The 25,093-nt window shown below is 60.2% G+C and carries 26 protein-coding genes and 3 pseudogenes; 16 read left to right on the top strand and 13 right to left on the bottom strand.

Going from position 1 to position 25,093, the window contains the following annotated elements; genetic code table 11:
* Positions 1 to 100: 100 nt before the first annotated feature.
* The 4 genes and pseudogenes from AC1D2N_RS24480 to AC1D2N_RS24465 all read left to right on the top strand — a co-directional run bounded on the left by AC1D2N_RS24480 (position 101) and on the right by AC1D2N_RS24465 (position 2,785).
* Positions 101 to 400 carry a hypothetical protein gene (locus tag AC1D2N_RS24480; RefSeq protein ID WP_080646135.1) on the top strand — a complete coding sequence of 100 codons (300 nt, stop codon included), beginning with the start codon at positions 101 to 103 and terminating at the stop codon, positions 398 to 400.
* 652 nt (positions 401 to 1,052) lie between these two features.
* Entirely contained in the window at positions 1,053 to 1,451 is a 399-nt protein-coding gene (locus AC1D2N_RS24475; RefSeq protein WP_018516967.1) for a low affinity iron permease family protein, read from the top strand.
* A 333-nt stretch (positions 1,452 to 1,784) separates the two neighbouring features.
* A pseudogene (locus tag AC1D2N_RS24470) lies at positions 1,785 to 2,285 on the top strand (YciE/YciF ferroxidase family protein).
* Positions 2,286 to 2,410: 125 nt separating this feature from the next.
* A complete protein-coding gene (locus tag AC1D2N_RS24465; RefSeq protein WP_018516966.1) occupies positions 2,411 to 2,785 on the top strand; it encodes a response regulator in 375 nt (124 codons plus the stop codon).
* A 19-nt stretch (positions 2,786 to 2,804) separates the two neighbouring features.
* Here the strand turns inward: AC1D2N_RS24465 and AC1D2N_RS24460 are convergent, their stop codons facing one another.
* Both AC1D2N_RS24460 and AC1D2N_RS24455 read right to left on the bottom strand, forming a co-directional pair.
* Positions 2,805 to 3,044 carry a hypothetical protein gene (locus AC1D2N_RS24460; protein ID WP_018516965.1) on the bottom strand — a complete coding sequence of 80 codons (240 nt, stop codon included), beginning with the start codon at positions 3,042 to 3,044 and terminating at the stop codon, positions 2,805 to 2,807.
* 194 nt (positions 3,045 to 3,238) lie between these two features.
* Positions 3,239 to 4,096, bottom strand: a pseudogene (locus AC1D2N_RS24455) (alpha/beta fold hydrolase); the annotation flags it as partial.
* Between the two features lie 311 nt (positions 4,097 to 4,407).
* Here AC1D2N_RS24455 and AC1D2N_RS24450 point away from each other — a divergent pair.
* The 3 genes and pseudogenes from AC1D2N_RS24450 to AC1D2N_RS24440 all read left to right on the top strand — a co-directional run bounded on the left by AC1D2N_RS24450 (position 4,408) and on the right by AC1D2N_RS24440 (position 5,677).
* Positions 4,408 to 4,893 carry a hypothetical protein gene (locus tag AC1D2N_RS24450; RefSeq protein ID WP_477982177.1) on the top strand — a complete coding sequence of 162 codons (486 nt, stop codon included), beginning with the start codon at positions 4,408 to 4,410 and terminating at the stop codon, positions 4,891 to 4,893.
* Between the two features lie 248 nt (positions 4,894 to 5,141).
* Positions 5,142 to 5,444, top strand: a pseudogene (locus tag AC1D2N_RS24445) (GXWXG domain-containing protein); the annotation flags it as partial.
* Between the two features lie 80 nt (positions 5,445 to 5,524).
* Entirely contained in the window at positions 5,525 to 5,677 is a 153-nt protein-coding gene (locus AC1D2N_RS24440; protein WP_165403375.1) for a hypothetical protein, read from the top strand.
* A 314-nt stretch (positions 5,678 to 5,991) separates the two neighbouring features.
* Here the strand turns inward: AC1D2N_RS24440 and AC1D2N_RS24435 are convergent, their stop codons facing one another.
* On the bottom strand, positions 5,992 to 6,348 hold the full coding sequence (locus tag AC1D2N_RS24435; protein ID WP_018516961.1) for a response regulator: 357 nt from the start codon (positions 6,346 to 6,348) through the stop codon (positions 5,992 to 5,994).
* Positions 6,349 to 7,475: 1,127 nt separating this feature from the next.
* On the opposite strand from AC1D2N_RS24435, the gene AC1D2N_RS24430 reads away from it, so the two are divergent.
* The 6 genes from AC1D2N_RS24430 to AC1D2N_RS24405 all read left to right on the top strand — a co-directional run bounded on the left by AC1D2N_RS24430 (position 7,476) and on the right by AC1D2N_RS24405 (position 11,643).
* Positions 7,476 to 8,837, top strand: a complete 1,362-nt coding sequence (locus AC1D2N_RS24430; protein WP_018516960.1) for a TadE/TadG family type IV pilus assembly protein — start codon at positions 7,476 to 7,478, stop codon at positions 8,835 to 8,837.
* A complete protein-coding gene (locus tag AC1D2N_RS24425; protein ID WP_018516959.1) occupies positions 8,834 to 9,364 on the top strand; it encodes a TadE/TadG family type IV pilus assembly protein in 531 nt (176 codons plus the stop codon). Before AC1D2N_RS24430 ends, AC1D2N_RS24425 begins: the two co-directional genes overlap by 4 nt.
* Before the next feature lies 1 nt (position 9,365).
* Entirely contained in the window at positions 9,366 to 9,947 is a 582-nt protein-coding gene (locus AC1D2N_RS24420) for a TadE/TadG family type IV pilus assembly protein (protein ID WP_018516958.1), read from the top strand.
* Between the two features lie 113 nt (positions 9,948 to 10,060).
* Entirely contained in the window at positions 10,061 to 10,579 is a 519-nt protein-coding gene (locus AC1D2N_RS24415) for a hypothetical protein (RefSeq protein WP_050566329.1), read from the top strand.
* Between the two features lie 2 nt (positions 10,580 to 10,581).
* On the top strand, positions 10,582 to 11,157 hold the full coding sequence (locus AC1D2N_RS24410) for a hypothetical protein (protein WP_197728314.1): 576 nt from the start codon (positions 10,582 to 10,584) through the stop codon (positions 11,155 to 11,157).
* 39 nt (positions 11,158 to 11,196) lie between these two features.
* Complete coding sequence (locus AC1D2N_RS24405; protein WP_197728313.1) at positions 11,197 to 11,643, top strand: hypothetical protein; 447 nt, start codon at positions 11,197 to 11,199, stop codon at positions 11,641 to 11,643.
* Between the two features lie 10 nt (positions 11,644 to 11,653).
* Here AC1D2N_RS24405 and AC1D2N_RS24400 read toward each other — a convergent pair whose 3' ends face one another.
* The gene (locus AC1D2N_RS24400; RefSeq protein WP_018516954.1) at positions 11,654 to 12,505 is read right to left on the bottom strand and encodes a hypothetical protein; all 852 of its coding nucleotides are present in this window, start codon (positions 12,503 to 12,505) and stop codon (positions 11,654 to 11,656) included.
* A gap of 284 nt (positions 12,506 to 12,789) precedes the next feature.
* Between AC1D2N_RS24400 and AC1D2N_RS24395 the strand changes: the two genes are divergently transcribed.
* Positions 12,790 to 13,572 carry a pyrroline-5-carboxylate reductase gene (locus AC1D2N_RS24395; RefSeq protein WP_018516953.1) on the top strand — a complete coding sequence of 261 codons (783 nt, stop codon included), beginning with the start codon at positions 12,790 to 12,792 and terminating at the stop codon, positions 13,570 to 13,572.
* Here AC1D2N_RS24395 and AC1D2N_RS24390 read toward each other — a convergent pair.
* Positions 13,569 to 14,117 carry a cupin domain-containing protein gene (locus tag AC1D2N_RS24390; protein WP_018245416.1) on the bottom strand — a complete coding sequence of 183 codons (549 nt, stop codon included), beginning with the start codon at positions 14,115 to 14,117 and terminating at the stop codon, positions 13,569 to 13,571. The genes AC1D2N_RS24395 and AC1D2N_RS24390 overlap by 4 nt on opposite strands.
* A gap of 143 nt (positions 14,118 to 14,260) precedes the next feature.
* Here AC1D2N_RS24390 and aptA point away from each other — a divergent pair, with 143 nt between their 5' ends.
* Positions 14,261 to 15,595, top strand: coding sequence for an omega-aminotransferase AptA (gene aptA / locus AC1D2N_RS24385; RefSeq protein WP_018516952.1), 1,335 nt, complete (start codon positions 14,261 to 14,263; stop codon positions 15,593 to 15,595).
* A 61-nt stretch (positions 15,596 to 15,656) separates the two neighbouring features.
* On the opposite strand, the gene AC1D2N_RS24380 is transcribed toward aptA, so the two are convergent.
* From AC1D2N_RS24380 to alr, 3 genes are read right to left on the bottom strand one after another with little or no spacing between them, the layout of a single operon-like run.
* Positions 15,657 to 16,679, bottom strand: coding sequence for a helix-turn-helix transcriptional regulator (locus tag AC1D2N_RS24380; RefSeq protein ID WP_018516951.1), 1,023 nt, complete (start codon positions 16,677 to 16,679; stop codon positions 15,657 to 15,659).
* A 53-nt stretch (positions 16,680 to 16,732) separates the two neighbouring features.
* The gene (locus AC1D2N_RS24375; protein ID WP_018516950.1) at positions 16,733 to 18,013 is read right to left on the bottom strand and encodes a D-amino acid dehydrogenase; all 1,281 of its coding nucleotides are present in this window, start codon (positions 18,011 to 18,013) and stop codon (positions 16,733 to 16,735) included.
* Positions 18,014 to 18,042: 29 nt separating this feature from the next.
* Positions 18,043 to 19,176, bottom strand: a complete 1,134-nt coding sequence (gene alr, locus AC1D2N_RS24370; protein ID WP_026242350.1) for an alanine racemase — start codon at positions 19,174 to 19,176, stop codon at positions 18,043 to 18,045.
* Between the two features lie 126 nt (positions 19,177 to 19,302).
* Between alr and AC1D2N_RS24365 the strand changes: the two genes are divergently transcribed.
* Complete coding sequence (locus AC1D2N_RS24365; RefSeq protein WP_018516948.1) at positions 19,303 to 19,767, top strand: Lrp/AsnC family transcriptional regulator; 465 nt, start codon at positions 19,303 to 19,305, stop codon at positions 19,765 to 19,767.
* Positions 19,768 to 19,855: 88 nt separating this feature from the next.
* On the opposite strand, the gene AC1D2N_RS24360 is transcribed toward AC1D2N_RS24365, so the two are convergent.
* From AC1D2N_RS24360 to AC1D2N_RS24340, 5 genes are all read right to left on the bottom strand, one after another.
* Entirely contained in the window at positions 19,856 to 20,890 is a 1,035-nt protein-coding gene (locus AC1D2N_RS24360; protein WP_026242349.1) for an L-idonate 5-dehydrogenase, read from the bottom strand.
* Positions 20,891 to 20,901: 11 nt separating this feature from the next.
* A complete protein-coding gene (locus AC1D2N_RS24355; protein WP_018516946.1) occupies positions 20,902 to 22,308 on the bottom strand; it encodes a TRAP transporter large permease in 1,407 nt (468 codons plus the stop codon).
* A 4-nt stretch (positions 22,309 to 22,312) separates the two neighbouring features.
* A complete protein-coding gene (locus AC1D2N_RS24350; protein WP_018516945.1) occupies positions 22,313 to 22,885 on the bottom strand; it encodes a TRAP transporter small permease in 573 nt (190 codons plus the stop codon).
* Between the two features lie 83 nt (positions 22,886 to 22,968).
* Entirely contained in the window at positions 22,969 to 23,943 is a 975-nt protein-coding gene (locus AC1D2N_RS24345; RefSeq protein WP_018516944.1) for a sialic acid TRAP transporter substrate-binding protein SiaP, read from the bottom strand.
* 23 nt (positions 23,944 to 23,966) lie between these two features.
* Positions 23,967 to 24,725, bottom strand: coding sequence for a FadR/GntR family transcriptional regulator (locus AC1D2N_RS24340; RefSeq protein WP_018516943.1), 759 nt, complete (start codon positions 24,723 to 24,725; stop codon positions 23,967 to 23,969).
* Between the last annotated feature and the right edge of the window lie 368 nt (positions 24,726 to 25,093).

Genomic DNA, 25,093 nt, shown 5'->3' with positions numbered 1-25,093 from the left:
TGGCCCTCGATAACAGACATGGCGCCTCGAAGTTTCGATGGCGCAGGAACCTGCTTGCTTCAAAGATGTTGAGGTCATACGTCCACTGCTGGAGCGTCCCATGCCCTATCTTGTCGAAATTCTTCTCCCAACGATCCGCAGTAGACGCAGCCGTGCGAATCTCGACAGCGTGCGCAAAGAACTTACCGAGCGCTTTGGCGGCGTCACCCTCCATGTCAACGCGCCTGCGGAAGGTCTGTGGGAGGACGATGGCGACGTCGAGGAGGATCGCATCATTGTCGTCGAGGTTATGGTGGACGATCTCGACCGTCCGTGGTGGTCGTCGTACCGCGCTGACCTGGAGGCTCGCTTTCGTCAGGAGGAGATCATCCTCCGGGCGGTTGTTATCGAGCGCCTCTAGGGAGCCCAAGACTAAGACACGGCCTTCGGGGAAGAGAACGAACCGGTCGCGGCGAGGCGGCTTCCTGGCCGCGAAGGATGACGAATTGCGGCGCGGATATCAAAGCCTGAAGCTAGAGTTGGAGTCGACATACGAGCGGTATCGAGGAATACCTAGCCCAGAACGCACCGTTCATCGATGCCGTGGTAAGACCACCACCAAAGACCTTATGACGGCTCCGAGCCGGAAGCGGTCGCTGGTGGCATCTGCTGCCTTATACCGGAAAAATGGCGAACCATGACGCGCGAACAACTCGGTCCGGGTCTGCTCGACACGTTGCGCCGCTAAGACACCTCATCCCGCAGGCGCGCCCGTTTGACAAGCTGACATACTCCCCCGGGATCGACGGCGAGCTCCACCGAATCCGTTCCGCGGAGGGCGTCGACACGCATGGCGATCGATCTCGGCTATCGCGTTGTAGTGCTGCGCCACGCCGCTTGCCAAGGCGACGACGAAACCCATGACGCTACTGGAAGTCCTGGCCGACAGATTCTCTGTCCCGCTCGACCTGACCGCCACGGAAGAACTCCTCCAGTTCGCTCTAAATCGCTGCTGCGGAACCGCAGCGCCATCTACCGCGTTATTTGCAGCCAGATCTGGCGCGGAGTAGTCTATGTCTAAGTTTTTTTCCAAGTTCGCAACCAAGATCGCCGACCGCTCAGGGAAGCCGGGGACCTTCGTTCTGGCCGTTGTACTCGTGATCGTTTGGGCGGTGTCCGGACCCTTCTTCGGTTATTCCGAGACTTGGCAGCTGGTGATCAACACGAGCACGACGATCATTACTTTCCTGATGGTCTTCATCCTCCAGAACTCGCAAAACCGCGATGGCAAGGCCCTCCAGGCGAAGCTCGATGAACTCATCCTCACGTCGCAGGCCCAGAACAAGTTCATCGGGATCGAGAAGCTCGACGAGGAGGAGTTGCGCAAGATGAGCAAGGCCCTGGCCGAGAAGGCGGAATGCGTCGCGGACGTCGCAGACGAGAAAGCCGAAAGCCGGAAGGAGACAGCCTAGCGCCCCGTTTCAGAAGCGCTGTCGCATCCTGACCCGGCTCTTTAAGACCGATAGGGTGGGTTTCTGCGTCACTCGAGCGAATGGGCTCGTCTATCTTGATCTGCAATGCTCGCATGTCCCGGTCCTGACGCTTCGCGCATCCCTGGCACAACTCAGGGCGTATCCTCGGCAACATCGGTTGCAGGTCGATGCAAAGTTGGGTCCAGTTCCCGCGCATCGATTTCCGCTTCTTATCCAACTTCCACCGCATGAAGAGGTCCTGGCCGCTTTCCGGAACCACTCCCAATAGTCGGCGTTAGGTTTCCGCAAATTCCATTGCCGCAGGAGGACACGATGGCAACCGCAAAAACTCTCAACGACCTTTTCCTTGATACCCTGAAGGACATTTGTTTCGCCTAAAAGCAGATCCTCAAGGCGCTGCCGAAGATGGCGCGCACCGCCCAGTCGGAACAGGGCAAGGCAGGCTTCCTGCAGCACCGCGACGAAACCCAAGGCCAGATCGAACGTCTCGAGAGGTCTTCGAAATCCTCGGCAAGCCGGCGCGTGGCAAGACCTGCGAAGCCATCCAGGGCATCATCGCCGAGGGCGAGGAGATCATGGAAGAGTTTAAAGGATCGGCTGCCCTAGACGCCGGGCTGATCGCCTCGGGCCCAGGCAGTACAACACTATGAGATCGCCCGCTACGGCACGCTCATCGCCTGGGCCCGCCAGCTTGGTCGCAAGGACGCCGTTCCGCTCCTGCGGGCGAACCTCGCCGAGGAAGAGGCGACCGACAAAAAGCTGACCCAGCTTGCTGAATCTCAAGCCAATGCCAAGGGTTCGAAAGCAGCCTGACCACTTCTCAAGGCAACTGCCGGCGCCACGGCGACCAGACGGTCGCCGTGGCGTTTTGTATCGGTTGCATAGAGCGAATGTTGATGTCATTCCTTTCAGCGAGCTGATCAAAATAGACGACAAAGATGCCATCTCACCCACCAGCGCTGGTCCTTCTTCTGGAAGACGAGGCGATCATCGCGATCGACGCCGAAGAGATGTTGCGCGGCATGGGAATTGGAAACGTCACGTCTCTCGACACGAACGAGGCGACGTTGTTATGGCTGTCGGAGAAAACGCCTGATCTGGCGATCGTCGATCCACGACTGAAGGACGGCCTGTGCTCGGGCGTCGTCGCCGATCTCGTCGAACGGGCGATCCCCTTCATTGTCTATTCCGGAGACACGCAGGGTGCGACCGGCGAGCACGAATCCTTTGGAAGAGGCGTCTGGCTATCCAAACCTTGCACGCCGGATCAGTTTGAAGACGCCGTTAGGCAGGCACTGAAAGCGACGTCGTAGTGTCCATCCGCATCTTGGTTCAATGGACGGCCTCGGATGTAGGGGCGTTGATCCGCGTAGCCCAGAGACCGACATACGTCCCAATTAGCAGGGTGGCGATATCATCGACGGTCCGGTAACCGTCGCCATAGAGACCGACCGCCGCGCCGGAGAGCGTGTCGGACGCTCTTTCGTCTGGCGGTACCTCGTAGAACTCAAACCATCGCCGGACAGCCTCGGAAATCACCGCGACCGCCGGCTCGACGTGCCGTCCAGCCATATTGTCGAACTCCTCTCAACGATGAGAGATCTAGGAGCGTGCTGAAATCCTGCAACGGCGAGTCTGCTCGAAGCGGGCCAGGATGCCGCATGTTCGGAATATGTCGGCTGGTTGAACTCGTTCCACCGCGACTTGGCTTTTACGCCGGACAACAAGGACAACGTTCCGAGGCTTCCGGCGCATCGATGCTGATTCGTTAGAAAATTGACGATTGCTTTTGCCAGAACGACGGGGTTTTCCTCCGCCACATGGTGCCCGCTATCGATGCCAAATCCGCTTACGTCGATCGCCCAGTCCTTCCAGATCGCTACCGGATCGCCGTAGATCTGCTCGATATCATCCCGGAGCGACCAGAGGCAGAGCATTGGACAGCCGATTTTCCGGCCCGCGTCCCGATCAGCCTTATCATGAACATGGTCGATGCGAATGCCGGCACGGTAGTCCTCGATCATCCCATGGACGGTTTCGGGCCGATGGATGGCCTCGTGAATGTCAGCGTAGGCCGCTTGGCCCATGAGGTCTGGCGAGAGCTTATCGTACCATGCGTCGGGATCGGCCGAGATTACGCGCTCGGGCTGATCCGGCTGCGCGAAGAAGAACCAGTGGTACCAGTCTCGAGCAAACTTCCAGTCGGCTCGCTCAAGATGTTCGAGGACTGGTAGGCCGTCTACGACGACAAGTTTTCGTACCGCGTCCCGATGGTTCATCGCCATTCGGAAGGCCGTCAGGCTGCCGCGGTCATGTCCAACCAAGAAGAAATCGTCGTGTCCCATCCGCCTCATCAACTCCACCAGAGCCGCCGCCTTCGCCTGTTTCGACGAGTGGCGGCTGTCAGGCGCGTCTGGCGGTATGTAGGATTGGCCGAAGCCAGGAATGTCCGGGCAGGCGACGGTAAACGATGGTGCCAGAAGGTCAGCTACTTTCCCCCAGGTCATGTGGGTCCGCGGGTGCCCGTGCAAGAGAAGAAGAGCGGGACCGCTACCCCCGACGCGAACCCGAATGTTACCCGCGCCAATGTGAACCGTTTGCAGTTCGAAGCCACCGAAGGCCATCTTTATCACCTTTGATTGGGCGCGCGGCCGGCCACTTCCTGCCGGCCATGACCAGACACACGCCTCAGTCGTTTGGTCGAACGACGGCGCCGGCCTGCTCTGCTCCGTGGGCCTTCTCGACCTGTTTCGGAATCTCGCGTTGTTTCGACGCGGTGCCTTCGGAGGACATTCTGCGTCTCCCGTCCAGCGGGGGTACAACGTCGGACGGGAGAAAAAGTTTGGAGGGGGCGGAAAGCCTCTGAAGGCTAGTGCCTTGAGACCCTGGAACTTCAAGGCGTCCTCCGACTTCTCACCCACACAGGAGCACGTCCATGCCAGACTCAAAGGAATCCCCAACAGTGCAATCGAAGGAAATCGAGCGGGCCGCTCAGCGCGAACGCGCGTTGAAGGGTAATCTCGACAAAAGCTTCGAAGACACCTTTCCGGCGTCGGATCCAACTTCCCCCACCCACACACCAGTTCCCGCCGGCAGGACCGGCGCCGACGATGCGAACCGCGTGCGGCGGCAGGCGGAAAATGACGACTTTCCTCTCGTCGCGCAGGCGCTCCGTTCAACCGAAGAAGGCCGCCGTTCCAATGAGCGCATCAATGCCGCTGGCGATCGTGTCCGTGCGCGTCGCAGAGATGCAGAGCGTATTGCCGAGACGGCGTCCGAGGTCGCATCCGGGGCAACGTCGCTTGCGGCGTCGGAAGTCCGGAGCTTCCTGCAGGATGTCGAAGGCAAGATCCGCGCGCGGCCGATCGCGGCGGTAGCGATCGTCGCGCCCCTCGCCCTTGTCCTCGGCGCCACTCGGTAGGAGGTGGGCATCGCGGACGACCGGAGGCTGTCTATGCGGGTGGTGCCGCTGTCGCTGTTCGTCGTCTCTGGAGCGCTCAGCTTGATCGGTGCGTGCTTGATCTTTTCCTCGGCAAGACCACGAAGGTAGTTACCGTACGGCCCCGCAGAATGCGGTGGCCCCTGCACCACGAGTTTGTTTCTGGCTCGATCGTACATTTCTGGCACCCCTCCGAAGATGAGGTCGCGAATGCGAGGGAACAGTCCGAGATGATTGCGTGGTTCCGCTCGGTGGAACCCATTAATTCAGCGAACATGGTCGCTCTGTGGCGCGGCGTCGGCATTCCGTCGGCGCGCCCTCTCGACGGCGTGCTGGAAAACCTTCGGTCGTTCGGCAAGCGGTTTCATCCGCACTTCACGACGCTCTGCTCTTTCAATGGCGGCCAGGTCGCCTCGTGCCGATCGAGCCGTCCTTCTTCCCGATCAAACACGCGATCCGTCTGCGGGATCGGGCACACTTCCGTGGCGAGGAACTGGTTCTCATACCTGCAAAAGGTTTTTCGTGCTCGAGGAATGAAAGGGAAAAGCCAGACGGGACCGATTATCGGGAACATTGTACGGGTCCTATGGTTCGGGGACTAACGGAGAGGCAGATGAACCTTGAATCGGACCGCCGAGCTTTAGCCATCTACATCGGAGCCATCATATTGGTCGCGCTTTTGATCGTGCTTGGCGCAACTCTCTCTTGGAACGCAGGTGGTAAAAGTGATGCGCCTTCACATATTTCCACGGAAACAAACCCCTGATAGGAAAGCGCGAAAACGATCCCATTCAGGCAAACCGGCCCCACGGCTGAACAGCAGAAAAACAGCCTGAGGGGGCAGATGGTCGTTGCCTTGTCGCGGCAGTGGCGCGATCGCATTCCTGCTTTACGTCACCATCCTTGTCTACGGTCTTATGCACAGGATCTGAGAACACATTGAGCCATTGAAAGCCTTAGGGCGGGTTCGTCCGAACTTGCAAAGATAAAAGATCCGCCGCCCGCCAGGTCTGTCCCTCATTCAAGGCGATATCGTCCAGATGCGCGCGGCGGTCTAGGTTTCAAATAATGATGACGCTGTCACGTCGCCAGTCGGACCAGGGTGTCCACAACGCTCTGGATGTCGTAAGGTTTCGCAAAGAACACGCCCCTCTCTGGGATCTGGTCGTCCGCTGGCCTTTTCATTCCCGAGACCACCAAAATCTCAATCGACGCCCACCGTTCTCGGACCACTGCCGCAAGCCTCAGTCCGTCCATGGAGCCGGGCATGTCTATGTCAGTCCACAGAACCTTGATGTCCGGCACGTTTTCGAGCAATCGCAGGGCTTCGTCCGCATCGTGAGCCTCCAGCGCCTCGAAGCCGGCGTCCTCCACGACGTGCACCGCGGTCATCAACAGCAAAGGTTCGTCCTCTACGACAAGAATTTTCGATGTCATTCGGCTCGTCACGCAAACTTCCTTTTCGAGGTTGCTAACCTGCAGAGGTGACTCAAGTTCCGGTCCAAGCGGAGATATTGAAGATCACCGGCGTGAATCTGTCTTGCCTCTTTTGACGAGGCGCGCCTCGATCATCCGCAGGATTGAAAGCGCCCCAAACGCCTGGTCCAGCCGGCGCGCCGCAAGCGAGCCGACCAGCGTTTTAGAGTTGATGGGTTCGACAACGTATCCGAGCTCATCGAGAGCTAAAGGCGGAGCGGCTATTTGCCCAGAGGAAGTGGCAACCAACAGCCTGCCTTAGAGCGCCCATCGACTGGGACTGGGTGAATGGCTTTGGCAATCGGAGGATGCCTGGCTCACGACCTGCTGAAAGCTCGGCGTAGCCGTTGGCAAGAACGACCGGGATATGACGGAAGTCCAGCTTGATCTTGTCTGCGAGTTCTGTCCCTGTCATCCCCGGCATGACATGATCGGGACAACGACATCAGGGAGAAATGCTTTTTCGAGCTATATGAGGGCTTCCCCGGAAAGCGCCTGAGGCGCCTCGTGGCCAAGATCTTCAAGCATGAGCACTGTGTTTTCATCAGAACGGGGCCGTCATCGTCTACAGCAAGCAGGGTCAGCGGTTGCTGGTCACCGTTCGGTACCCCCGGCTTTGCTGCCGCTACGATCGACTGTCCGGGTTCGATCACCGGCAGCTATAGCTCCGCCGTATGCCCTCCCCCTTACGGGATCTGAGAACGAGCTTTCCACCAACTCCGCCATTAAGCCCTTCACAGGCGGGCTTGGACAGGAGAACGGCGGATCGCTGCCGACACGTCTCACTTTAGCGGGAAAGTCTTGGTGATCGGAACGATCAATTCCGCGGCTTCCCGATGTGCTGATCCCCGCGTTGGCCGCCCGCTCAACGCAGACAGCGCGGACCTCCCACTTATGCTAGTCTAGCAGTGTGAGAGGCGATGATTTGTCATTCGACGTCTATCCATAATTCGCAGACATATACAATTTGCGCACGAAACAGTGCGTCGGCAGCCCGCATTCTATCGGAAAACGCAGGAATTAACAAAGACTTAAGCAATTTGGATACTTCTTGCACATTAGTATGACTTTTGTGACGGTGGTCTTTCTTGCGCTCGGGTCTTTCATATTCAGTTGATCGGGTCTTCAAAACCCTTCGCGGTCTCGGAAGGGACAGGGGCGGCAATGTCGCGATCGTCGTTGCCCTCACCCTGGTGCCGATGATCGTCGCAGTCGGCGCAAGCTTTGACTATATTCGTACCTACAATGTCCGCCAGAGGATGCAGAGCGACCTGGACACGGCCTTGATCGCGGCAGTCAAAGAGATCGATACCGACGACGCCGTCGCTCTCAAGCAAAAGGTTTCCGACTGGTTCCACGCGCAGGTCGAAAACAGCTATACGCTTGGCGACATCGACATCGATACATCAAACCATAAGATCACGGCGACGGCGAGCGGCACGGTTCCGACGACGCTGATGAAGATCGCCAACATCGACACCGTTGACGTCAGCGTGGCAAGCGCCGTCAAGGGGCCGGCCACCTCCTATCTCAATGTCTACATCGTCATCGACACATCGCCGTCGATGCTTCTGGCGGCAACAACGGCCGGCCAGTCGACCATGTATTCCGGCATCGGCTGCCAGTTCGCCTGCCACACGGGCGATGCACACACGGTCGGCAAGACGAAATACGCCAATAATTACGAATACAGCACGGCCAAGAACATAAAGCTGCGCGCCGATGTCGCCGGTGACGCCGTCAGAGACGTGCTTGCCTTGATCGACACGTCCGACAGCAATCATCAACGCATCAAGGTGGGATTATATAGCCTCGGCGATACCCTCACGGAAGTTCTCGCCCCGACGCTGAGCACCGACACGGCGCGCAACCGCCTCACAAACTCAAGCTACGGCCTCACCAGCGCGACCTCGAAGGCAGCCACCTATTTTGACGTGTCGCTTGCAACGCTCAAGCAGAAGGTCGGCACCGGCGGGGACGGAACCTCCTCAAACTCGCCGCTCAAGCTGGTTCTGCTGCTGACGGATGGCGTCCAGTCGCAGCGCGAATGGGTGACCGACAAGGTGACATGGAAGAACGGGCAGGCGACGTATGGGGCATACTGGAACAAGGTGGCGCCTCTCAATCCGGACTGGTGCGCCTACGTCAAAAACCAGTCCGCCACCATGGCAGTTCTCTACACCGAATACCTGCCGCTCACTTCGGATTGGGGCTACAACGCCACTGTGGGCTCGACCATGGCAAGCGCCAATTGGAAGGGCACCTATGGTGGTACCATGCAAAGCGGCGTATCGACTAGCATCACCAGACGCGACTACATCCCCTACGCGCTTTCCGACTGCGCATCGTCCAAGAGCCTGTTCATATCAGCGTCGTCGTCGGCCGAGATCACGGCAGGCCTTTCGGCGCTTTTCACGCAATATCTCGCATCCGTCAGGCTGACCCAATGAGGCGAGGGAAACGCTTCGCATCGTTGCACCGCCTGCTTGGCGATCGCAAAGGGGTCGCTGCGATCGAATTTGCAATCCTGGCTTTGCCGCTCTTCATTATGATATTCGGCATTATCGAAGTGTCGCTGATGTTTTTCGTCAATTCGGCACTGGACGCTTCGGTTCACAAGATCTCCCGGATGATCCGCACCGGCGAGGTTGCATCTTCGAAGATCACGCTGGCCGATTTCAAAGCCAGGATTTGCAACGACATGCTTCTCTCGTTCAGCTGCTCCAGCGGTCTCCTGGTCAAGGTGATCGTGCTTTCCGACCTCTCGTCCGCCACCAGCACCGACCCGATCGATGACAGCGGCAATCTCACTGTGACCGAGACCTATGATATCGGCAAGGGCAGCGACTACATCCTGGTTCAGACGTTCCTGCCATGGACAGCCGTCGTCAATTTCTTCAGCCTGTCGAGCGCCAAGCTTTCCGACGGCCGCTACCTGCTCGGATCTTCCGTTCTCTTCCGCAACGAGCCTTTCTGACATGATGAAACGGAGCCAGTCCCTTTTCCGCTTCGCCCGATCCCGCGCCCGTCATCTCATCCGCGACCGGTCGGCGGCTTCGGGCGTGGAATTCGCGCTGGTCCTGCCGATCCTGGTGATGCTCCTGTTCGGCACCGTCGATCTCGGCCATGCACTCACAGTCAGCCGAAAGATCGACGAGATCGCCTCTTCCACCGGCGACATGATTTCACAGCAGGGCTCCTGGACGAAGTCCGACGTCGCCAAGCTTCTCTCCGGCGCCAGCTTCATCCTGCAGCCCTATGAGACGACAGGGCTCACGATCACCGTCGCGGTGGACGATATCGCCAAGAGCGGCAGCGCAACGGTCAACTGGTCTGCAGCACTCAACACCTCCGCACTGAACTCCGGCACGGCGAGTACAATCGAGGTCCCTTCGGAGATCCAGGACGACGGCGTGCAGGTGGTGCTGACCAGGGTGCAGTACACATTGACGACGCCGGTCTCGGCGTTCTTTTCAAACTTCACCGGGCAGAATGGCTACAGCTTCGATCGCCATTACTTCAATCGCCCGAGGGTCGGCGACAAGATCACCTACAATTGAGCTGCAGGGTCTGTCGCATCGACGGGAGGTCCGCAGAATTGTCAACCAATAAGTCATGACAATGGTGATTGTGAACGATATGGAAGGCCCCTTCACCAAGGGAGCACGAAATCATGGCAAAACGAGTTTTGGGCGGCATACGGCGGTCGCCTGTTATCGTGCCGATCGCGCTGGTGATGATTTTGTATTTGAATGGCACTGGCGGGGCAGCACCGGCCGATCTTCATTGGTCCCAGGATCCGGGCAGTCAATGCAAATTCGTCGCGCCGGCATCCCTGACCAGCGGCCCCACCTTCTGGATCGGAGCCTGTGTCGACGGCAAGGCGTCTGGAGAAGGGATGCTGCGTCGCCGGGATGGCGACCGGCCCGGGCCTGCCTTTTTCGGCCGGATGAAGGATGGAGTCCCCCAGATCGGCGTCGTCGATCTGGGCGACGGATACAGAGCCAGCAGTTTCAGCGATGGCGACATCGGCGGTGGAGCCGAGCCTGACCCGCAGAACCGGATAGACGCCTTTCGTATCGCAGCTGAGGCCGCGCGGTCGGTCAGCGCCAAATATGCTGGCGAGAACAATGCGGGATCTGCCCACCTTTACGAAGAGCTTGCCAAGACACTGGAACTGCAGACGGAGTGAGCATGAGCGAGAGGCTGCAACGGCGATCCTCTCTGACAGGGCTATGGGCAGCACTGTCGGCAATGTTTGGAGCCGGCATGCCTGCGGCGGCGGAGAACCAATCTCCGCAGAACGCCGAGGGCCGCGAAGGCAGGGCTGGCATCCACCCTTGGCTCGGTGTCGGGGAGCAGGTGACCGCTGACGTCGTGTTGGATGGCAAGGTGGTAGCCCAGCTGAACGACACGGCGACGCTTCCCGGCTTGAAAAAACTGCCCGCACTGGTGTTCAACTTGCCACCGGGACTGAAGCGGCTGCAACCGCGCGGCTCGCTGAGGGATGCCGAGGGCCGGGCCGGATCGTTCTCGAAGACATGGACCGTGCGCGACATGGCCCCGATTTCGGCGACGCTCTATGACGGCTCGCGGCCGAACGGGTGCGGGCTTTTGCCGAGAAAACCGAACTGGCGGAAGCGGCTTTCCAGCAGCTGGAACGACGCCTGGATGTTCAACTGCCCGCGCCGCTGCGCCAACTGCTGGTCGAAGCGGACATACAGATCGACGACTCCTATTTCGTGGCGCCACAGGATCTCGGGACGGTGAGCGAATTGCTGTTATACGCGCATCGGCGGCCCGACCGAATTGGACACGTTGCTGCCGGAGACCGTACTGGCTCGCTACGACCGCAGCGTGGCTGTGCTCATCGAGGTAGGCGACGGCCTTGGCGCCCTCGCCTGGGATCCGGCAGGCGTCAGCCTGCACGAGCAGACCAACAGCTGGGGCGACAAGGGCAACCCCGGCGCCCGGCCTGCCACACCCAATGAACGCGTGTGGTATTGGCTGCATCAGGAGCACGTAGACGAGCCCGAGCTGCCGCTCGACGACGACTATCAACCGAAGAGCGCGGAAGCCGCGCTCACCAACGCGTTCCAGCGCTTCGCGCTGTCCCAGGCCGCTCATCCCGAGACCGATGACGAGCTGGTCATTGACAGCGCCCATCCGCGCAATCTGCTGCAGCTCAGTTTCGACGAGCCGAAAAAACCGCGGCTCTGGTTCCGCAGCTACGATTATCACTACAGCCTCTATTGAGCGGAGCGGCTCACTCGGCAAGCCTGACGATGCCGTATGGATTGAATTTGAACTCGTCGACTTCGTAGGTGGAATCGAAGGAGAGGCTTGCGTGGCGTTCCTTCAGCGTCAGGTCGAGACCCCGCCCGGCGATCTCCTCGGCAACCGCATCGATGATGGCGACGACCTGTCTTTCGTTGCCGGCCGTCTCAGGCACATAGACCTCGGGCAATCCGACGAGATGGAAGCCGACGCTTTCCAGATATCCGCGCGCCGACAGCGGCCGCTTCGCGAAGGCCAGACGGCCGATCCGCTGCTGGGCAAGAGAGTCCGCGGCTTTCACAGCGGCGGCGCCTTGCCGGATCAGCTCTCTCCATCGATCCAGCCCATGGGCTATACCGGCGGATTCGCCCTTGACGGCTACCGCGCCTGCGCCGATCAACCGTTCGACAAGAAGGAGAGCCGCCATCGAAACCGTCACGGTCTCCCCCTGCTCCATGCTCGGGCCGAGCACATAGAGGACAGATTGATGATGGGCGACGGCGTCCTCGTCTTCAGGACCCCACGCATCGGGTTCGACCCGGTCCCAGCACACGGCGAAGGACCGGCTCATGCGATCGTCGGGCTCGGCCTGCGAGTAGTTCTCGTCGACGCTGAACCCGCCGGCAAAGTCAGCGATCGCCTGCGATGCCGCCTCGGACAGGTGGCTGAGATCACGATCCTTTCCGAGAAAGCAGAGGACATGCCGGGGCGTTACCGATGAGGCCTCGGCTTGTGCCTTGGTTTCCTCGCCGGTTTCAGGACCGGATTGCTTGGCCAACGACGCCTTCCAGCCGATCATCGCCCATATGGACCCAAGGAGCGTGCGACGCATGAGATTCATGAGACCTTCCGTTGGTGGAATGTTCACAGGCCACGACCTTGTAAGCGTATGAATTCCGAAACGAAAGCAGGATCATGAATGGAGATTGCGCCGTCACCGGGCGATACAGGGAAAGCGCAGCGGCCGAAGAGTCTCGTCGGCCCCGGCTGTTTCTGTTATTTTCATCTCGGCGCATATTGGCTGGAGAGTCAGGTCGGCAGCATGGTCGGCAAATCAAGCGAAAATGCGCGAGAACTACTCGACCGATGTCGCACTAGGCCCGTTGCGGGCTGCGGAGTAATCACGTGAAAGTCAAGACTATTGGGTTCGTCGGCACCGGCGCGATTACCGAAGCGATGGTTCGCGGGCTTCTCACTGAACCGGCCTATGCATCCGAGATTCACCTGTCTCCACGCAGCGCTCACATCGCCGCGACGCTGGCTGACGAATTCGCCGCCGTGAGAATTGCCAAGGACAATCAGGACGTCGTCGAGCGCAGCGAGATGGTGTTCCTGGCGATACGGCCGCAGGTCGCCGAGGAGGTCGTGCGCGCGCTATCGTTCCGGGATGGCCAAATGGTCGTCAGTCTCGTTGCGGCGACGGAGCGCCAGGCCCTCTCCGAATGGATCGCCGCCGAGGTACATCTCGTGCAGGCGATTCCACTGCCCTTCGTCGCACGTCGGCAAGGCGTCACTGCCATCTATCCGCCCGATACCGCCGTCACAGCGCTTTTCGATGCGCTCGGAACGGCTGTCCAATGCCAGTCGAGGAAGGAATATGATCTTCTCGCCGCAGCGAGCGCAATGATGTCGACCTATTTCGGCATCATGGAGCAGGTTGCCGTCTGGCTGGAAAGAAGCGGCCTCGAAAAATCGAAGGGGCAAGCCTACATTGCCCCGCTCTTTGCAAGCCTCGCGCAGAAAGCGAACAGCCCCGGCAACGAACCGTTCAGCGCGTTGAGCCGCGAATTCGCGACCAAGGGCGGACTGAACGAGCAGGTTTACTCAGACTTCGAGAAGAAGGGCGGCCTTGCCGCTCTGACCGCTGCACTCGACGGCGTGCTTGCCCGGATCGAGGGCAGGAACTAGAACGTCGGCGGCGTACAGGCGCTGATGACCTCGCAGGGCACCGGTCCGACGCAGCGGAAGCGATGAGGGCGCCTGCTTTCGAAATAGTAGGCGTCACCCGGCCCGAGGATCCGCCGCTCGTCATCGACCGTCACCTCGAGCCTTCCCGAGAGCACGATCCCGCCCTCTTCGCCCTCGTGAACAAGGGGAACCTTTCCGGTGTCGGCGCCCGGCTGGTAGCATTCCTTGAGGATTTGCAAGCTGCGCCCGAACAGGTTTTCCCCAACCTGCCTGTAGGAGATGGCGCCCTTGCCGATCTCCACCAGTTCCTCGGCCGCATAGAAGGCCTTCCTTGGGCGCTCGGGCTCGAAGGCGAAGAACTCCGCCAGGCCGATTGGGATGCCGTCCAGAATTCGCTTCAAGGCTCCGACCGACGGGTTGGAGGCGTTCGATTCGATCAGCGAGATCGTCGAATTGGGCACTCCGGTGCGCTTGGCGAGCTCACGCTGGGAAAGCTTATGGGCGATGCGGAGATGGCGAAGGCGGTTGCCGATATCGACTGACATGAAGCGATTCGTTTGCGTTGTCCAGAATATCCAAAATCATAGCCTCACACCCGTTTACTTTCAACAGTTTGCATTGACAAAGAAAAGGACTTGTTTGAAAGGGAGAAATTGCCATTCTCGGCGCCACCCCAACGGAGGCCAGTATGGACCAGCTCAGCAAAACGAACGCACCCGTACTTGAAAATTTCTGGATGCCGTTCACCGCGAACCGGCAGTTCAAGGCAACGCCGCGGCTTCTCGCAGCAGCTGAGGGCATGTATTACACCGACATTGATGGAAATCAGGTGCTTGACGGCACGGCCGGCCTCTGGTGCTGCAACGCCGGCCACGGCCGCAAGAAGATTTCCCAAGCCGTCGAACGACAGCTTGCAACGCTGGATTATGCACCGACCTTCCAGATGGGGCATCCGATCGCCTTCGACTTCGCCTCGAAATTGGCTGCGAACGCGCCGGGCGGCCCGCAAGCCAAGCTCGACAGGATCTTCTTCACCGGCTCAGGCTCGGAATCAGTCGATACGGCGCTCAAGATTGCCATCGCCTATCAGCGGGCGATCGGCCAGGGCACCCGCACGCGGACCATCGGGCGTGAGAAGGGATATCATGGCGTCGGGTTCGGCGGCATTTCCGTCGGCGGTCTCGTCAACAACCGGCGGGCCTTCCCGCAAATACCGGCCGACCATATGCGCCATACGCTCGACATCGAGCGCAATGCATTTTCAAAGGGCCTTCCCGCTCATGGCGTGGAACTCGCGGACGATCTCGAGCGCCTGGTGCAGCTGCACGGCGCCGAAACCATCGCAGCCGTCATCGTCGAGCCGATGTCGGGATCGGCAGGCGTCGTTCTGCCTCCGAAGGGCTATCTGGAGAAGCTGCGCGCAACCGCCGACAAGCACGGAATCCTGCTGATCTTCGACGAGGTCATCACCGGCTTCGGGCGTCTCGGGACCCCTTTCGCAACCGACTACTTCGGCGTCGTGCCCGACCTAATCACTACGGCAAAAGGCATCACCAACGGCACGATCCCGATGGGCGCGGTCTTTGCCAGCCGCACGGTCTATGACGGCCTGATGGTCGGACCTGATAACGCGATCGAACTCTTCCATGGCTACACCTATTCCGGCCATCCGGTCGCCTGCGCGGCCGGGCTCGCTACTCTGGAGATCTACGAGGAAGAAGGCCTGCTGACCCGCGCAGCCGATTTGGCCGAGTATTGGCAAGAGGCCCTCCATTCGCTGACGGGCCTCCCTCACGTCGTCGACATCCGCAATCTCGGACTGGTCGGCGCAGTCGAACTGGCTCCCCGTGACGGCGCGCCGGGAACCCGCGCCTACGAAATCTTCGTCGACTGCTTCAACAAGGGCCTGCTGATCCGGGTGACCGGCGACATTATCGCCCTTTCCCCGCCGCTCATTATCGAGAAAACCCAGATCGACAGGATTGTTTCGACACTTGGCGATGCCCTGAAGCGCTCGGCATAGATTCGCATCCCGCGTGCCGCTCCCGTCGGCGATCGGACGCCTGGTCCATCGTCGACGGAGCTCAGCGCTTCAAGGTCTGTGACGGTAGTTGGCCGAAACGCTTCCTGTATTCGGCAGCAAACCGCCCCAGATGCGTAAATCCCCATCTGAGCGCGACGTCGGCAATGCCTTGCTTCGCGTCAGACGCGAGCAAATCGCGATGGGCCGCGGCCATCCGAAGCTCATGCAGGTAGGCCATCGGGGTTGTATCCCTGAACTGCCGGAAACCCTGTTGCAAAGTGCGAACGCTTACCTTGGCGGCCATCGCGATATCGTTGAGCGAAATCGGCTCGGCGATGTGTTCCTGCATGAAGTCGATCGCCCATTTCACATGGCGTGGGGCTGGTGCCGGAGCCGGCAGCGCAAGCTGGTTCGAATAGCGATTGGGGCAGCTTTCCAGAAGCAGGTAGATCGCCGCGTCGCAGAGCGAGCCGACGGCCAGCGGCGACCGTTTCAGCGGTCCGTTGCCGCTAAGGCCGCGATGGAGGCTCGAGACAAGCTGCTGCAATACAAGCCCCGGACCGGTCGTCAGATCGATGTGAGGATAAAAATCGATGTCGCCGCTGATCGTTCGTTCGAACATCTGCGTGAGGTGGCTGATGACCTTTGCCTGATCGACGAACAGGCCGAAATGACGGCGGGGGCCAAACAGGCGAGCACCCGCGGCACGACCTGCCTCAAGGATCGTTCCACGCGCGGGAACAGAGTATATTTGCTCCCGCATTCCTTCGAAGGATGCGTTCCCTTCCATCGGTAGAAAAACGATCATCCTGTCGCTGGGCGCCTCCCGCCTGATCAAGATCGTGCCTTCGTAGGTGCAGTCGGCTACGGTTACCTCTTCTCCTACGGAGACAAAATTGCAGCGGTATGCAATGGGCATATTGCCTTCCGCCGCAACCTTGATCGGGGAGTTTGGCGTCGACAATATTTCCGAGAGCTCGTCCGGGTCTGTTCCGCTGTGCGCCGTTTCCCGAAACGACATGCTCTGCGCCGCCAGTTGTCGGGTGAGATCGCCATTGTTCCGGATATGAGAATTAACCGACATTCGGGACCTCGAAAGACGAGACACACAAGTGATAATCGATTTGCGTAATCATTTCATCCCTCCTTTGTGTTGCCCGGGCGGTTTAAGCCGTAGCGGCTGATGGCGAGATCCTTCGCGTCGATTTCCGGCAGGCGGCCGCTGACGAGATCGCCGATGAGCCGCGCCGAACCGGTGCTCATGGTCCAGCCAAGCGTGCCGTGGCCGGTATTGAGAAAGAGGCCGGCGACTTTTGTCGGGCCGATGACCGGCGTGCCATCCGGCGTCATTGGCCGCAGGCCGGACCAGAAGGAGGCCTTGGAAATATCGCCACCGGGGAAGAGATCGGTAACTGAATGTTCCAGCGTGCTGCGGCGGGCCAGGCCGAGATCATTGGTATAGCCTGATATTTCAGCCATGCCGCCGACGCGGATGCGGTCGCCGAGCCGGGTGATCGCGATCTTGTAGGTCTCGTCCATGACGGTCGATTCCGGCGCGCGTGACGCATCGGTGATCGGGATGGTGAGCGAATAGCCCTTGACGGGATAGACTGGCAGCCGGATGCCGAGCGGCTTGAGCAGCAGCGGCGAATAGCTGCCGAGCGCGACCACCACCGCCTCCGCGCTCATCCGCTCACGATCGGTGATGACCCCACGCACCCGGCCGGCTTCGACATCCAGCGCCTTGATGGTCGTCCCATAGGCGAAGCGGACGCCGAGCGCCGCGGCTTTGGCCGCGAGCGCATTGGTGAACTTGAAGCAATCGCCGGTTTCGTCCTTCGGCGTCAGCAGACCGCCGACAATCTTGTCGCGCACGTGCTTGAGCGCCGGTTCGAAGCGGACACAGCCGTCTCGGTCCAGCACCTCATAGGGAATGCCGTCGGCAGCCAGCGCCTTGACATCCTTTGCCGAGGCCTCAAGCTGCTGCTGCGTGCGGAACAGTTGCAGGGTTCCTTGCATGCGTTCGTCATAGGCGATGCCGGTCTCGGCGCGAAGTTCGGCGAGCGCGATGCGGCTGTAATCGGCAAGGCGCAGCATGCGGCTTTTGTTGATCGCATAGCGCTCGGAGGTACAGTTCGACAGCATCCTTGCCATCCAGGAGAGCATGGCCATGTCTAACTTCGGGCGCAGGATGAGCGGGGCATGTTTCATGAACAGCCACTTCATGGCCTTCATAGGAATGCCGGGCGCTGCCCATGGTGAGCAATAACCGAAGGAGACTTCCCCGGCATTGGCAAAGCTCGTCTCCAGCGCCGGACCCGACTGCCGGTCAACGACGGTGACGTCATGGCCGGCCTTGGCCAGTTGATAAGCGGATGTGACGCCGACGATGCCGGCTCCTAGAACGATGACCTTCATGATGTTCCCAATGATGGAGCCGCCGGCTCTTAGCGATATTGCCTGTCGTAACGATCGCCCAGGCCGGTTAGGATTTCGTAAGAAATGGTGCCGGCGTCGCGGGCAATGTCCTCGAGCGTCTGATGGCGGCCTAGTACTTCGACAAGGCTACCGAAGGTCAGAGCGCCTTCAGGCAGCGCTGATATGTCGACGGTCGCGCTGTCCATCGACACGCGGCCGACGATCGGCAGGCGAATGCCCTTGAAATAAACGGCGCCGCAGTCGCTGAGGCTCCGCGGCAACCCATCGGCGTAGCCGGCGGCAATGGTGGCGAGACGTGTTTCCCGCTGCGCGGCATGCGCGCCGCCATAACCGACCTTGGCCCCCGCCGGCACGCTGCGCGTCTGTACGACGGCGACATCAAGGCTGACGACCGGCTCCATCGGGTTCTTCTCGCCGGCATTCGGAGCGCCGCCATAAAGCGCGATGCCGGGGCGGGCGAGCACGCCGTGATAGGCCTCGCCCAGGAAAACGCCGCCGGAATTGGCGAAGGAAATATCGAAACCCGGAAATTCATCGGCAATACGGGACATTTCGGCAAACTGCTCGCCGTTCTGCTCGCTGTCCATGTCATCGGCCGACGCCAGATGGCTCATGATGAACAGGATTTCGACATTGGTGCCATCGCGAAGAGCCGCCGCCAGCTCTGCTTGCTCTTCCCTGGGAAAACCGAGCCGCGACATGCCAGTGTCGAACTGCAGGACGGCCGGCAGGCAGCGCTTCAGAATGCGCGCGGCCGCTGACCATTGCCGCCACTGCGCCAGCGAATTGAGGACCGGGACGATGCCCATCTCAGCACAGGCGATTTCGTTGCCCGGCTGCAATCCGTTCAGCACGAAAATCTGAGCGCCCGGCGCAAGGGCCGGCCGGAGCCTCACGGCCTCGACAAACTGGGCGACGAAGAAATGCCTACAACCTTCGCCATAGAGCCTTCTCGCGACCCGCTCGGCGCCGAGACCATAGGCATCGGCCTTGACGACGGCGCCCGCGCGGACCGGTGCCAGCATCGATACCAGCTTGCGATAGTTACGGCCGAGGGCGGCAAGATCGATCGTCAGATAGCCCGTGGCTCCCTGCGCGGTCGTGGCAGTTCGTGTGCGGGAAACCAAAATATCGCTATCCATGTCCATCCCTTTTCGATGTCAGGGAGTTTATGAAATAATGAGCGAAATTGCCTATCATTCAGTAGTCGATTATTGTCCAATTTGCCTATTTGCCGCATAATCAACGAAACTTTGGAACGATCTCTCATGCCCGCTCTCGACTCCATCGATCGCAATATCCTGAGACTGCTGCGCCTCGATGCCCGCATGAGCAATGCCAAGCTCGCCGCCGAGATCGGTCTCTCTCCATCGGCCTGTCTCAGACGCATCAAGATCATGGAAAAATCAGGCGTGATCCGTGGCTATACGGTGCTTGTAGACACCGGCAATGCGGACGAGATGATCGCCGTGATCATCAACATCACCCTAGAGCGGCAGACGGAGGACTATCTCGATCGCCTCGAGGCGGCGGTCCGCCGGCATCCAGAGATCCGGGAATGTTTTCTGATGACGGGCGGTTCGGACTACCTATTGCGGGTGGAGGTCGCCAATGCGGGCGAGTTCGAGCGGATCCACAAAGAGATCCTTTCGACCTTGCCCGGCGTCCTCAGGATCCATTCCAGCTTCTCGATCCGCAATGTTCTGGCGACGCGCACGAGGGGCCGGCGCTGAACCGCGATCATCAAGCGGCGCCTAATTGCCTATCAACAGGAGCCAATCTCTTACTCCGCTCCGTCGACGGAGCGGCAACCGCCCTGGACTAAAAAGTCAGTTGCACCTTGCAGGCGGCCGCGCGGTCGCCGGCGAGGATGAAGGCTGCGTCGGCTTGTTCGAGCGGCAGGCTATGGCTGATGATCGGTCGCACATCGATCTTGCGGCTGGAGATCAGCTCGACGGCGGTCGCGAACTCCTCGTGGAAGCGCTGCGTTCCGTGGAGTTGAAGCTCCTTGCCGACGATGGCGTTGAGAGGGATCGGGACGTCTCCTGTGACGCCGACCTGCACGATCGTTCCGCGTGGTCTGATCGCGGCAATCGCGCCGCGGATGGCCGGGGCGGCGGCCGAGCATTCGAATACGAGATCGAAATAGCCCTTTCCCGCCTCGTATTCTGCAAGCGCCGGGGCATCCTTGGAAACATTGATCGTGCGGCTGGCGCCCATCGCTTTCGCCCTATCCAGTGCGGCATCCGCGAGATCGGTCACCACGATCTTGCTTGCGCCATGATAGGAGGCGACGGCAACCATCAGGGCGCCGATCGGGCCGGCTCCGGTGACCAGCACGCGTTTGCCGCCAATGTCTCCTGCACGCGATGCGGCATGCAGACACACGGATAGCGGCTCGCTGCAGGCCGCTTCCGCTGCCGTCGTCGCAGCTCCAACCTTAAAGCACTGCTTGGCCGGTACCACCAGCCATTCCCGGAACATGCCCTGTTCATGCGGCAGGCGCATCGCACTGCCCATGAAGCGCATTTCCAGGCAGTGGATCGGCATGTTTTTCTGGCAATATTCGCAATGCCCGCAGGGTTGGCTGGGATTGACCGCCACCAGCGTGCTGGCCTTCAGATCGACCCCCTCGCCCGCTTGGCTTACGGTCCCCGAGGCCTCGTGGCCGGGTATGATAGGCTCACGAACCCGGACCGGCCCGAAGCCGCCGTCCTGATAATAATGCAGGTCGGAGCCGCAAATCCCCGCGGCTGCCATTTTGAGAAGCACCTCGCCGGGACCAGGGGCCGCAACCGTATCGGTCTCGATCCTGAGATCGCCCTTTTGGTAAAGCCGTGCCAGACGTGTCCGCATGGTGTCCATCCTTATCTCAACAGTCCAAGCTGTTGCGGCAGCCACAGCGATACGGCGGGGACAAAGGTGATCAGGATTAGCGCCAGGAAGAGCGGCACCAGCCAGGGCAGGATCGCCATGGTCGTGCGTTCGACGGAGAGTTTCGCGACCCTCGACAACACGAAAAGCACCATGCCGAGCGGTGGGTGCAGCAGGCCGATCATCAGGTTCAGCGTCATGATGAGACCGAACTGGACGGGATCGATCCCGAATTTCAGGACGATCGGCAGAAGGATCGGCACGAGGATGGTGATGGCCGCGATCGTGTCCAGGAAGCAGCCGACGAAGAGCATCAGCAGGTTCACGAGGATCAGGAAAACCCATTTATTGTCGGTAATCGAGAGGATCGCATCGGACAGCAGCTGCGCCGCCTGGCTTACCGTCAGCAGCCAGGCGAAGACCGATGCCGCGGTGACGATGAAGAGAACCGATGCCGTGGTCTCGATCGTATCGAAACTTGCCTTGGCAAGCGTCGAGGGTGTCATCGTACGGTAACGCACCAGACCGAGGAACAGAGACCAGAGGACGGCTGCGACGGCGGCCTCTGTCGGCGTGAACCAGCCCATTGTCATGCCGCCGATCAGGATGACGGGCGTCATCAGCGCCATGACGGCGGAGAAGCGGAAATACCAGTCGAGAGCAAGAAGCAGGGCAAGGGCAATGCCCGCCGCAACATTCATCGATACGCCCGCCTGCATCAGCAGGTAGATGGCCAGCGGCACCGCCAGGACGACGACGATTTCCATCCCCGCCGACAGCAGCTGTCTAACATCGAACGGCGCGTCGGAGCCCCAGCGCTTCCAGTAGGCGAAGGCGGCGACAGTGATCATCATCAGGAGCGTCATGACGACGCCGGGCAGGATGCCCGCCATGAAAAGAGCGCCGATCGAGACGTTCGCCATCATGCCATAGATCACGAAAGGCAGCGACGGCGGGAAGATCGGACCGAGCGTTGCCGAAGCCGCCGTCACGCCGACCGCTGCCTCGACCGGATAGCCGTGATCCTTCATTGCCTTGATCTCGATCGTGCCGATACCCGCTGCATCGGCCAGCGCCGTGCCGGACATGCCGGAGAAGATGACCGAACCGATGATGTTGACTTGCGCGAGACCGCCCTTCATCCAGCCGACGAGAGCAACGGCAAAGGAATAGATGCGGCCGGTGACGCCGGCCGAGTTCATCAGGTTGCCCGCGAGGATGAAGAAGGGCACGGCGAGCAACGGGAAGCTTTCGACCCCGGCGATCATGCGCTGGGCGACGATGATGTCGGGCGCGACGTCATAGAGGACGATATAAAGCACGGATGCGACGGCCATCGAGATGGCAACGGGCACCCCGACCAGCATCAGCACCAGAAACGAGCCAAGAAGAAGTAGCATCGGATCAACCCTCGACGGTCTGGAATTCTTCGGGGCGCTCCAGAACGGAGTAGCCGCGGCGCATATTGGCGATGAAGACGACGACTGCGCGGATCAGCATCAGCGCGAAGGCGACGAGAACGGCGTAGAAAACGATGTTGCGCGGCAGATCGATCGTGACCATCTGCTCGTCCGCCACGATGTCGACGTAGCGCCACATCAGATGGCAGCCATAGGCGAAGAAGCCGATGCGGACGATATCGACAAAAGTGGCGAGCACGCGCGCCAGGCTTGCAGGCATATAGTGATAGAACACATCCACCTGGATATGCCGCGACGTGCGCACGCACATGACGGAACCGAGAAAGACGACGCCAATCAGACAATTGATCGCGATTTCCTCGGTCCATGCGTAGCTGTCGTTCAGCACATAACGCGTGAAGAACTGCAGGAAGACGCAACCCGCCATCAGCCAGAAGACGATCAGCGTGATCCAGTCTTCAATGGCGTAATCCGAGACGTTTGCGGTCGGAGCGTGCCCTTCGAACTCGTGACCGATTTCTTCGGCCGTGATTTGCGTATGAATTTCTTGCGACATGATCGGCCCTGTTCCAGTTCGGAATGAAGGAGCGCGGCGCCTGCAGCCCCCCCCCGGCGCTGTAAGGCGCCGCGCCGCGAGTTTTACTGGATCGCGCGGATTGCTTCCCAATCGGCCTTCTCGTAGCCGAAATCCTCGAACTTGACCTTTTCCATCACGGCCTTTTCGAAATCGGCCTTGTCGACCTCGGCGACGTTCAGGCCCTTTTCCTTGAAGGTCGCAATAAGACCGTTTTCCTTGCCGGCGATCGTCTTGCTGGTGCGCTCGGCGGCCTCCTGCATGACCTCGCCGAAGATCTTCTTGTCCTCGTCGGAAAGGCTTGCCCACCGCGTCTTCGAGATCACGGTGTTAAGGTGATCGACGATGTGGCCGGTGAGGATGATGTTCTTCTGGACCTCGTAGAATTTCTTCGCCTCGATTGTCGTCAGCGGGTTTTCCTGTGCCTCGACCGTGCCGTTCTGCAAAGCGAGATAGACTTCGGCAAAGGCGATCGGCGTCGTGTTGGCACCGCAGGCGCGCGGCATGGCGAGATAGGCCGGAACGTCAGGCACCCGGATCTTCAAGCCCTGCATATCGGCGCATTTGGTAATCGCCTTGTTTGATGTCGTATGGCGCGTGCCGTAATAGCTGACGGCGGCGATATGGTTGCCGGTCTTGTCTTCATAGCCTTTGGCAAGACGCTTGAAGACATCGCTCTTGGTGTAGGCGATCAGGTGATCGGGACCGCGGAAAATATAGGGGAAGTAAGTCACACCGATCGGCTTGTAGTCGCGTGCCGCAAAGCTCGATCCCGAGATGATGATGTCGACCGTCCCGAGCTTGAGGCCCTGGTTGATGTCTGCTTCCTTGCCGAGCTGCGATGCCGGATAGACCTCGATCTTGTAGCGCCCGTCGGTGCGCTTGTTGATCTCTTCCGCAGCCCAGACGGAATCCGTGTGGAAGGGCTCGGACGTTTCATAGACATGCGCCCATTTCAGCACTGTCTGGGCCTGCGCGATCGCGCTGCTCGCCATGATCGCGGCTGCGGTGCAAAGTATCGTTGCCAGTCTGCTTTTCATTGCTCTCTCCTCCCGAGCTTGGGTTAAGTCTTGGATGTTCCTTTCGACGGCCGCTTCTTGCGTCCGCGCTCCTCTTCCCCCGAAAACTCCTCCCCGAAGCTCTCGGAAAACCTCTTCTGCGACATGGTGAGATGAGCGCGCATGGCCGCCTTGGCGCCGGCGGCATCGCCGGCGGCGATCGCGTCGCGAATGGCGCGATGCTCGTCCAGCGCGCTGCGCCATGTCGTGGGCCCCTCGAAGTGGCTGGCGAGCCTTGCGAAATAAGGGGTCATGCGCATGTCGAACATCTCGCCCGTGACGCGGATCAATGTCGCATTCCCAATGATGGCGGCAATGCCGGTGTGGAAGGCGCGATCGGCATCGAGCACTGCGCTCGCATCGTTGACCACGCCACCCATGCGCGTCAGCGTTTCATCGAGCAGAGCGATATCGTCCGGCTTTGCGCGACCGGCAGCTTCTTCGGCTATGGCACATTCGATGAGGGCTCGCGCCTGCAGCAGCTCGAAAGGCCCCTCCACCGGCTCGCGCTCGGCGCCAGCGACGGTCGCAGCATGCTGGCGCACCACATAGATGCCGGATCCCATGCGGATGTTGACGAGACCTTCGACCTCGAGGACGATCAGTGCCTCGCGGACGGTCGGGCGTGAGACCGACAGTTGCTCCGCAAGGTCGCGCTCAGCCGGCAGCCGCTGGCCGACGGCAAGCTCGCCGCTCGCGATCATCAGGCGAATCTGATCCGCAACCTGCCTATAAAGACGGCGTGATTCAACAGGCGAAAACATCGTGGGCCTCCCCGGCGGCTTCTCCTCAAGCCGCGCAGCTGGTCAACTGGCCTGACCAATTAGCACATGAATATCATCGCGGGAGTTGTGCGTCAATCCGCCGCATAAACGCAAGACACGAATATCCCCACCCGGAGGGCAGCCGTTTGTGAGATCGCCGGGAACCTTCGTCGTCATTCAGGGTTGGGTGGCCGAACATCTGGAGTGGAGCCGATGAATTACCTCTGGCTTTTTGTAGTTGCGGGCGGAGCAGCTCTCCTGGGAATTGCTATTGGCTTGGGGATGATCAAGCAGGATGGACAGCGGTCGGCCGCTGCCATCGCAGGTACTTTCGTCGTTGCACTCGGTGCTGTCGGACTCGGCCTCTT

Source organism: Rhizobium sp. P1_B8 (assembly GCF_056406515.1).
Note: the sequence above shows the minus strand (reverse complement) of the source record. Positions and strands in the feature narration are given on the sequence as shown.

Excerpts from the sequence above, each read along its gene's own strand:
- AC1D2N_RS24480 (WP_080646135.1), top strand. The coding sequence starts at position 101 with ATGCCCTATCTTGTCGAAATTCTTCTCCCAACGATCCGCAGTAGACGC.
- AC1D2N_RS24475 (WP_018516967.1), top strand. The coding sequence starts at position 1,053 with ATGTCTAAGTTTTTTTCCAAGTTCGCAACCAAGATCGCCGACCGCTCA.
- AC1D2N_RS24465 (WP_018516966.1), top strand. The coding sequence starts at position 2,411 with ATGCCATCTCACCCACCAGCGCTGGTCCTTCTTCTGGAAGACGAGGCG.
- AC1D2N_RS24460 (WP_018516965.1), bottom strand. The coding sequence starts at position 3,044 with ATGGCTGGACGGCACGTCGAGCCGGCGGTCGCGGTGATTTCCGAGGCT.
- AC1D2N_RS24450 (WP_477982177.1), top strand. The coding sequence starts at position 4,408 with ATGCCAGACTCAAAGGAATCCCCAACAGTGCAATCGAAGGAAATCGAG.
- AC1D2N_RS24440 (WP_165403375.1), top strand. The coding sequence starts at position 5,525 with ATGAACCTTGAATCGGACCGCCGAGCTTTAGCCATCTACATCGGAGCC.
- AC1D2N_RS24435 (WP_018516961.1), bottom strand. The coding sequence starts at position 6,348 with ATGACATCGAAAATTCTTGTCGTAGAGGACGAACCTTTGCTGTTGATG.
- AC1D2N_RS24425 (WP_018516959.1), top strand. The coding sequence starts at position 8,834 with ATGAGGCGAGGGAAACGCTTCGCATCGTTGCACCGCCTGCTTGGCGAT.
- AC1D2N_RS24420 (WP_018516958.1), top strand. The coding sequence starts at position 9,366 with ATGATGAAACGGAGCCAGTCCCTTTTCCGCTTCGCCCGATCCCGCGCC.
- AC1D2N_RS24415 (WP_050566329.1), top strand. The coding sequence starts at position 10,061 with ATGGCAAAACGAGTTTTGGGCGGCATACGGCGGTCGCCTGTTATCGTG.
- AC1D2N_RS24410 (WP_197728314.1), top strand. The coding sequence starts at position 10,582 with ATGAGCGAGAGGCTGCAACGGCGATCCTCTCTGACAGGGCTATGGGCA.
- AC1D2N_RS24400 (WP_018516954.1), bottom strand. The coding sequence starts at position 12,505 with ATGAATCTCATGCGTCGCACGCTCCTTGGGTCCATATGGGCGATGATC.
- AC1D2N_RS24390 (WP_018245416.1), bottom strand. The coding sequence starts at position 14,117 with ATGTCAGTCGATATCGGCAACCGCCTTCGCCATCTCCGCATCGCCCAT.
- aptA (WP_018516952.1), top strand. The coding sequence starts at position 14,261 with ATGGACCAGCTCAGCAAAACGAACGCACCCGTACTTGAAAATTTCTGG.
- AC1D2N_RS24380 (WP_018516951.1), bottom strand. The coding sequence starts at position 16,679 with ATGTCGGTTAATTCTCATATCCGGAACAATGGCGATCTCACCCGACAA.
- AC1D2N_RS24375 (WP_018516950.1), bottom strand. The coding sequence starts at position 18,013 with ATGAAGGTCATCGTTCTAGGAGCCGGCATCGTCGGCGTCACATCCGCT.
- alr (WP_026242350.1), bottom strand. The coding sequence starts at position 19,176 with ATGGATAGCGATATTTTGGTTTCCCGCACACGAACTGCCACGACCGCG.
- AC1D2N_RS24365 (WP_018516948.1), top strand. The coding sequence starts at position 19,303 with ATGCCCGCTCTCGACTCCATCGATCGCAATATCCTGAGACTGCTGCGC.
- AC1D2N_RS24360 (WP_026242349.1), bottom strand. The coding sequence starts at position 20,890 with ATGCGGACACGTCTGGCACGGCTTTACCAAAAGGGCGATCTCAGGATC.
- AC1D2N_RS24355 (WP_018516946.1), bottom strand. The coding sequence starts at position 22,308 with ATGCTACTTCTTCTTGGCTCGTTTCTGGTGCTGATGCTGGTCGGGGTG.
- AC1D2N_RS24350 (WP_018516945.1), bottom strand. The coding sequence starts at position 22,885 with ATGTCGCAAGAAATTCATACGCAAATCACGGCCGAAGAAATCGGTCAC.
- AC1D2N_RS24345 (WP_018516944.1), bottom strand. The coding sequence starts at position 23,943 with ATGAAAAGCAGACTGGCAACGATACTTTGCACCGCAGCCGCGATCATG.
- AC1D2N_RS24340 (WP_018516943.1), bottom strand. The coding sequence starts at position 24,725 with ATGTTTTCGCCTGTTGAATCACGCCGTCTTTATAGGCAGGTTGCGGAT.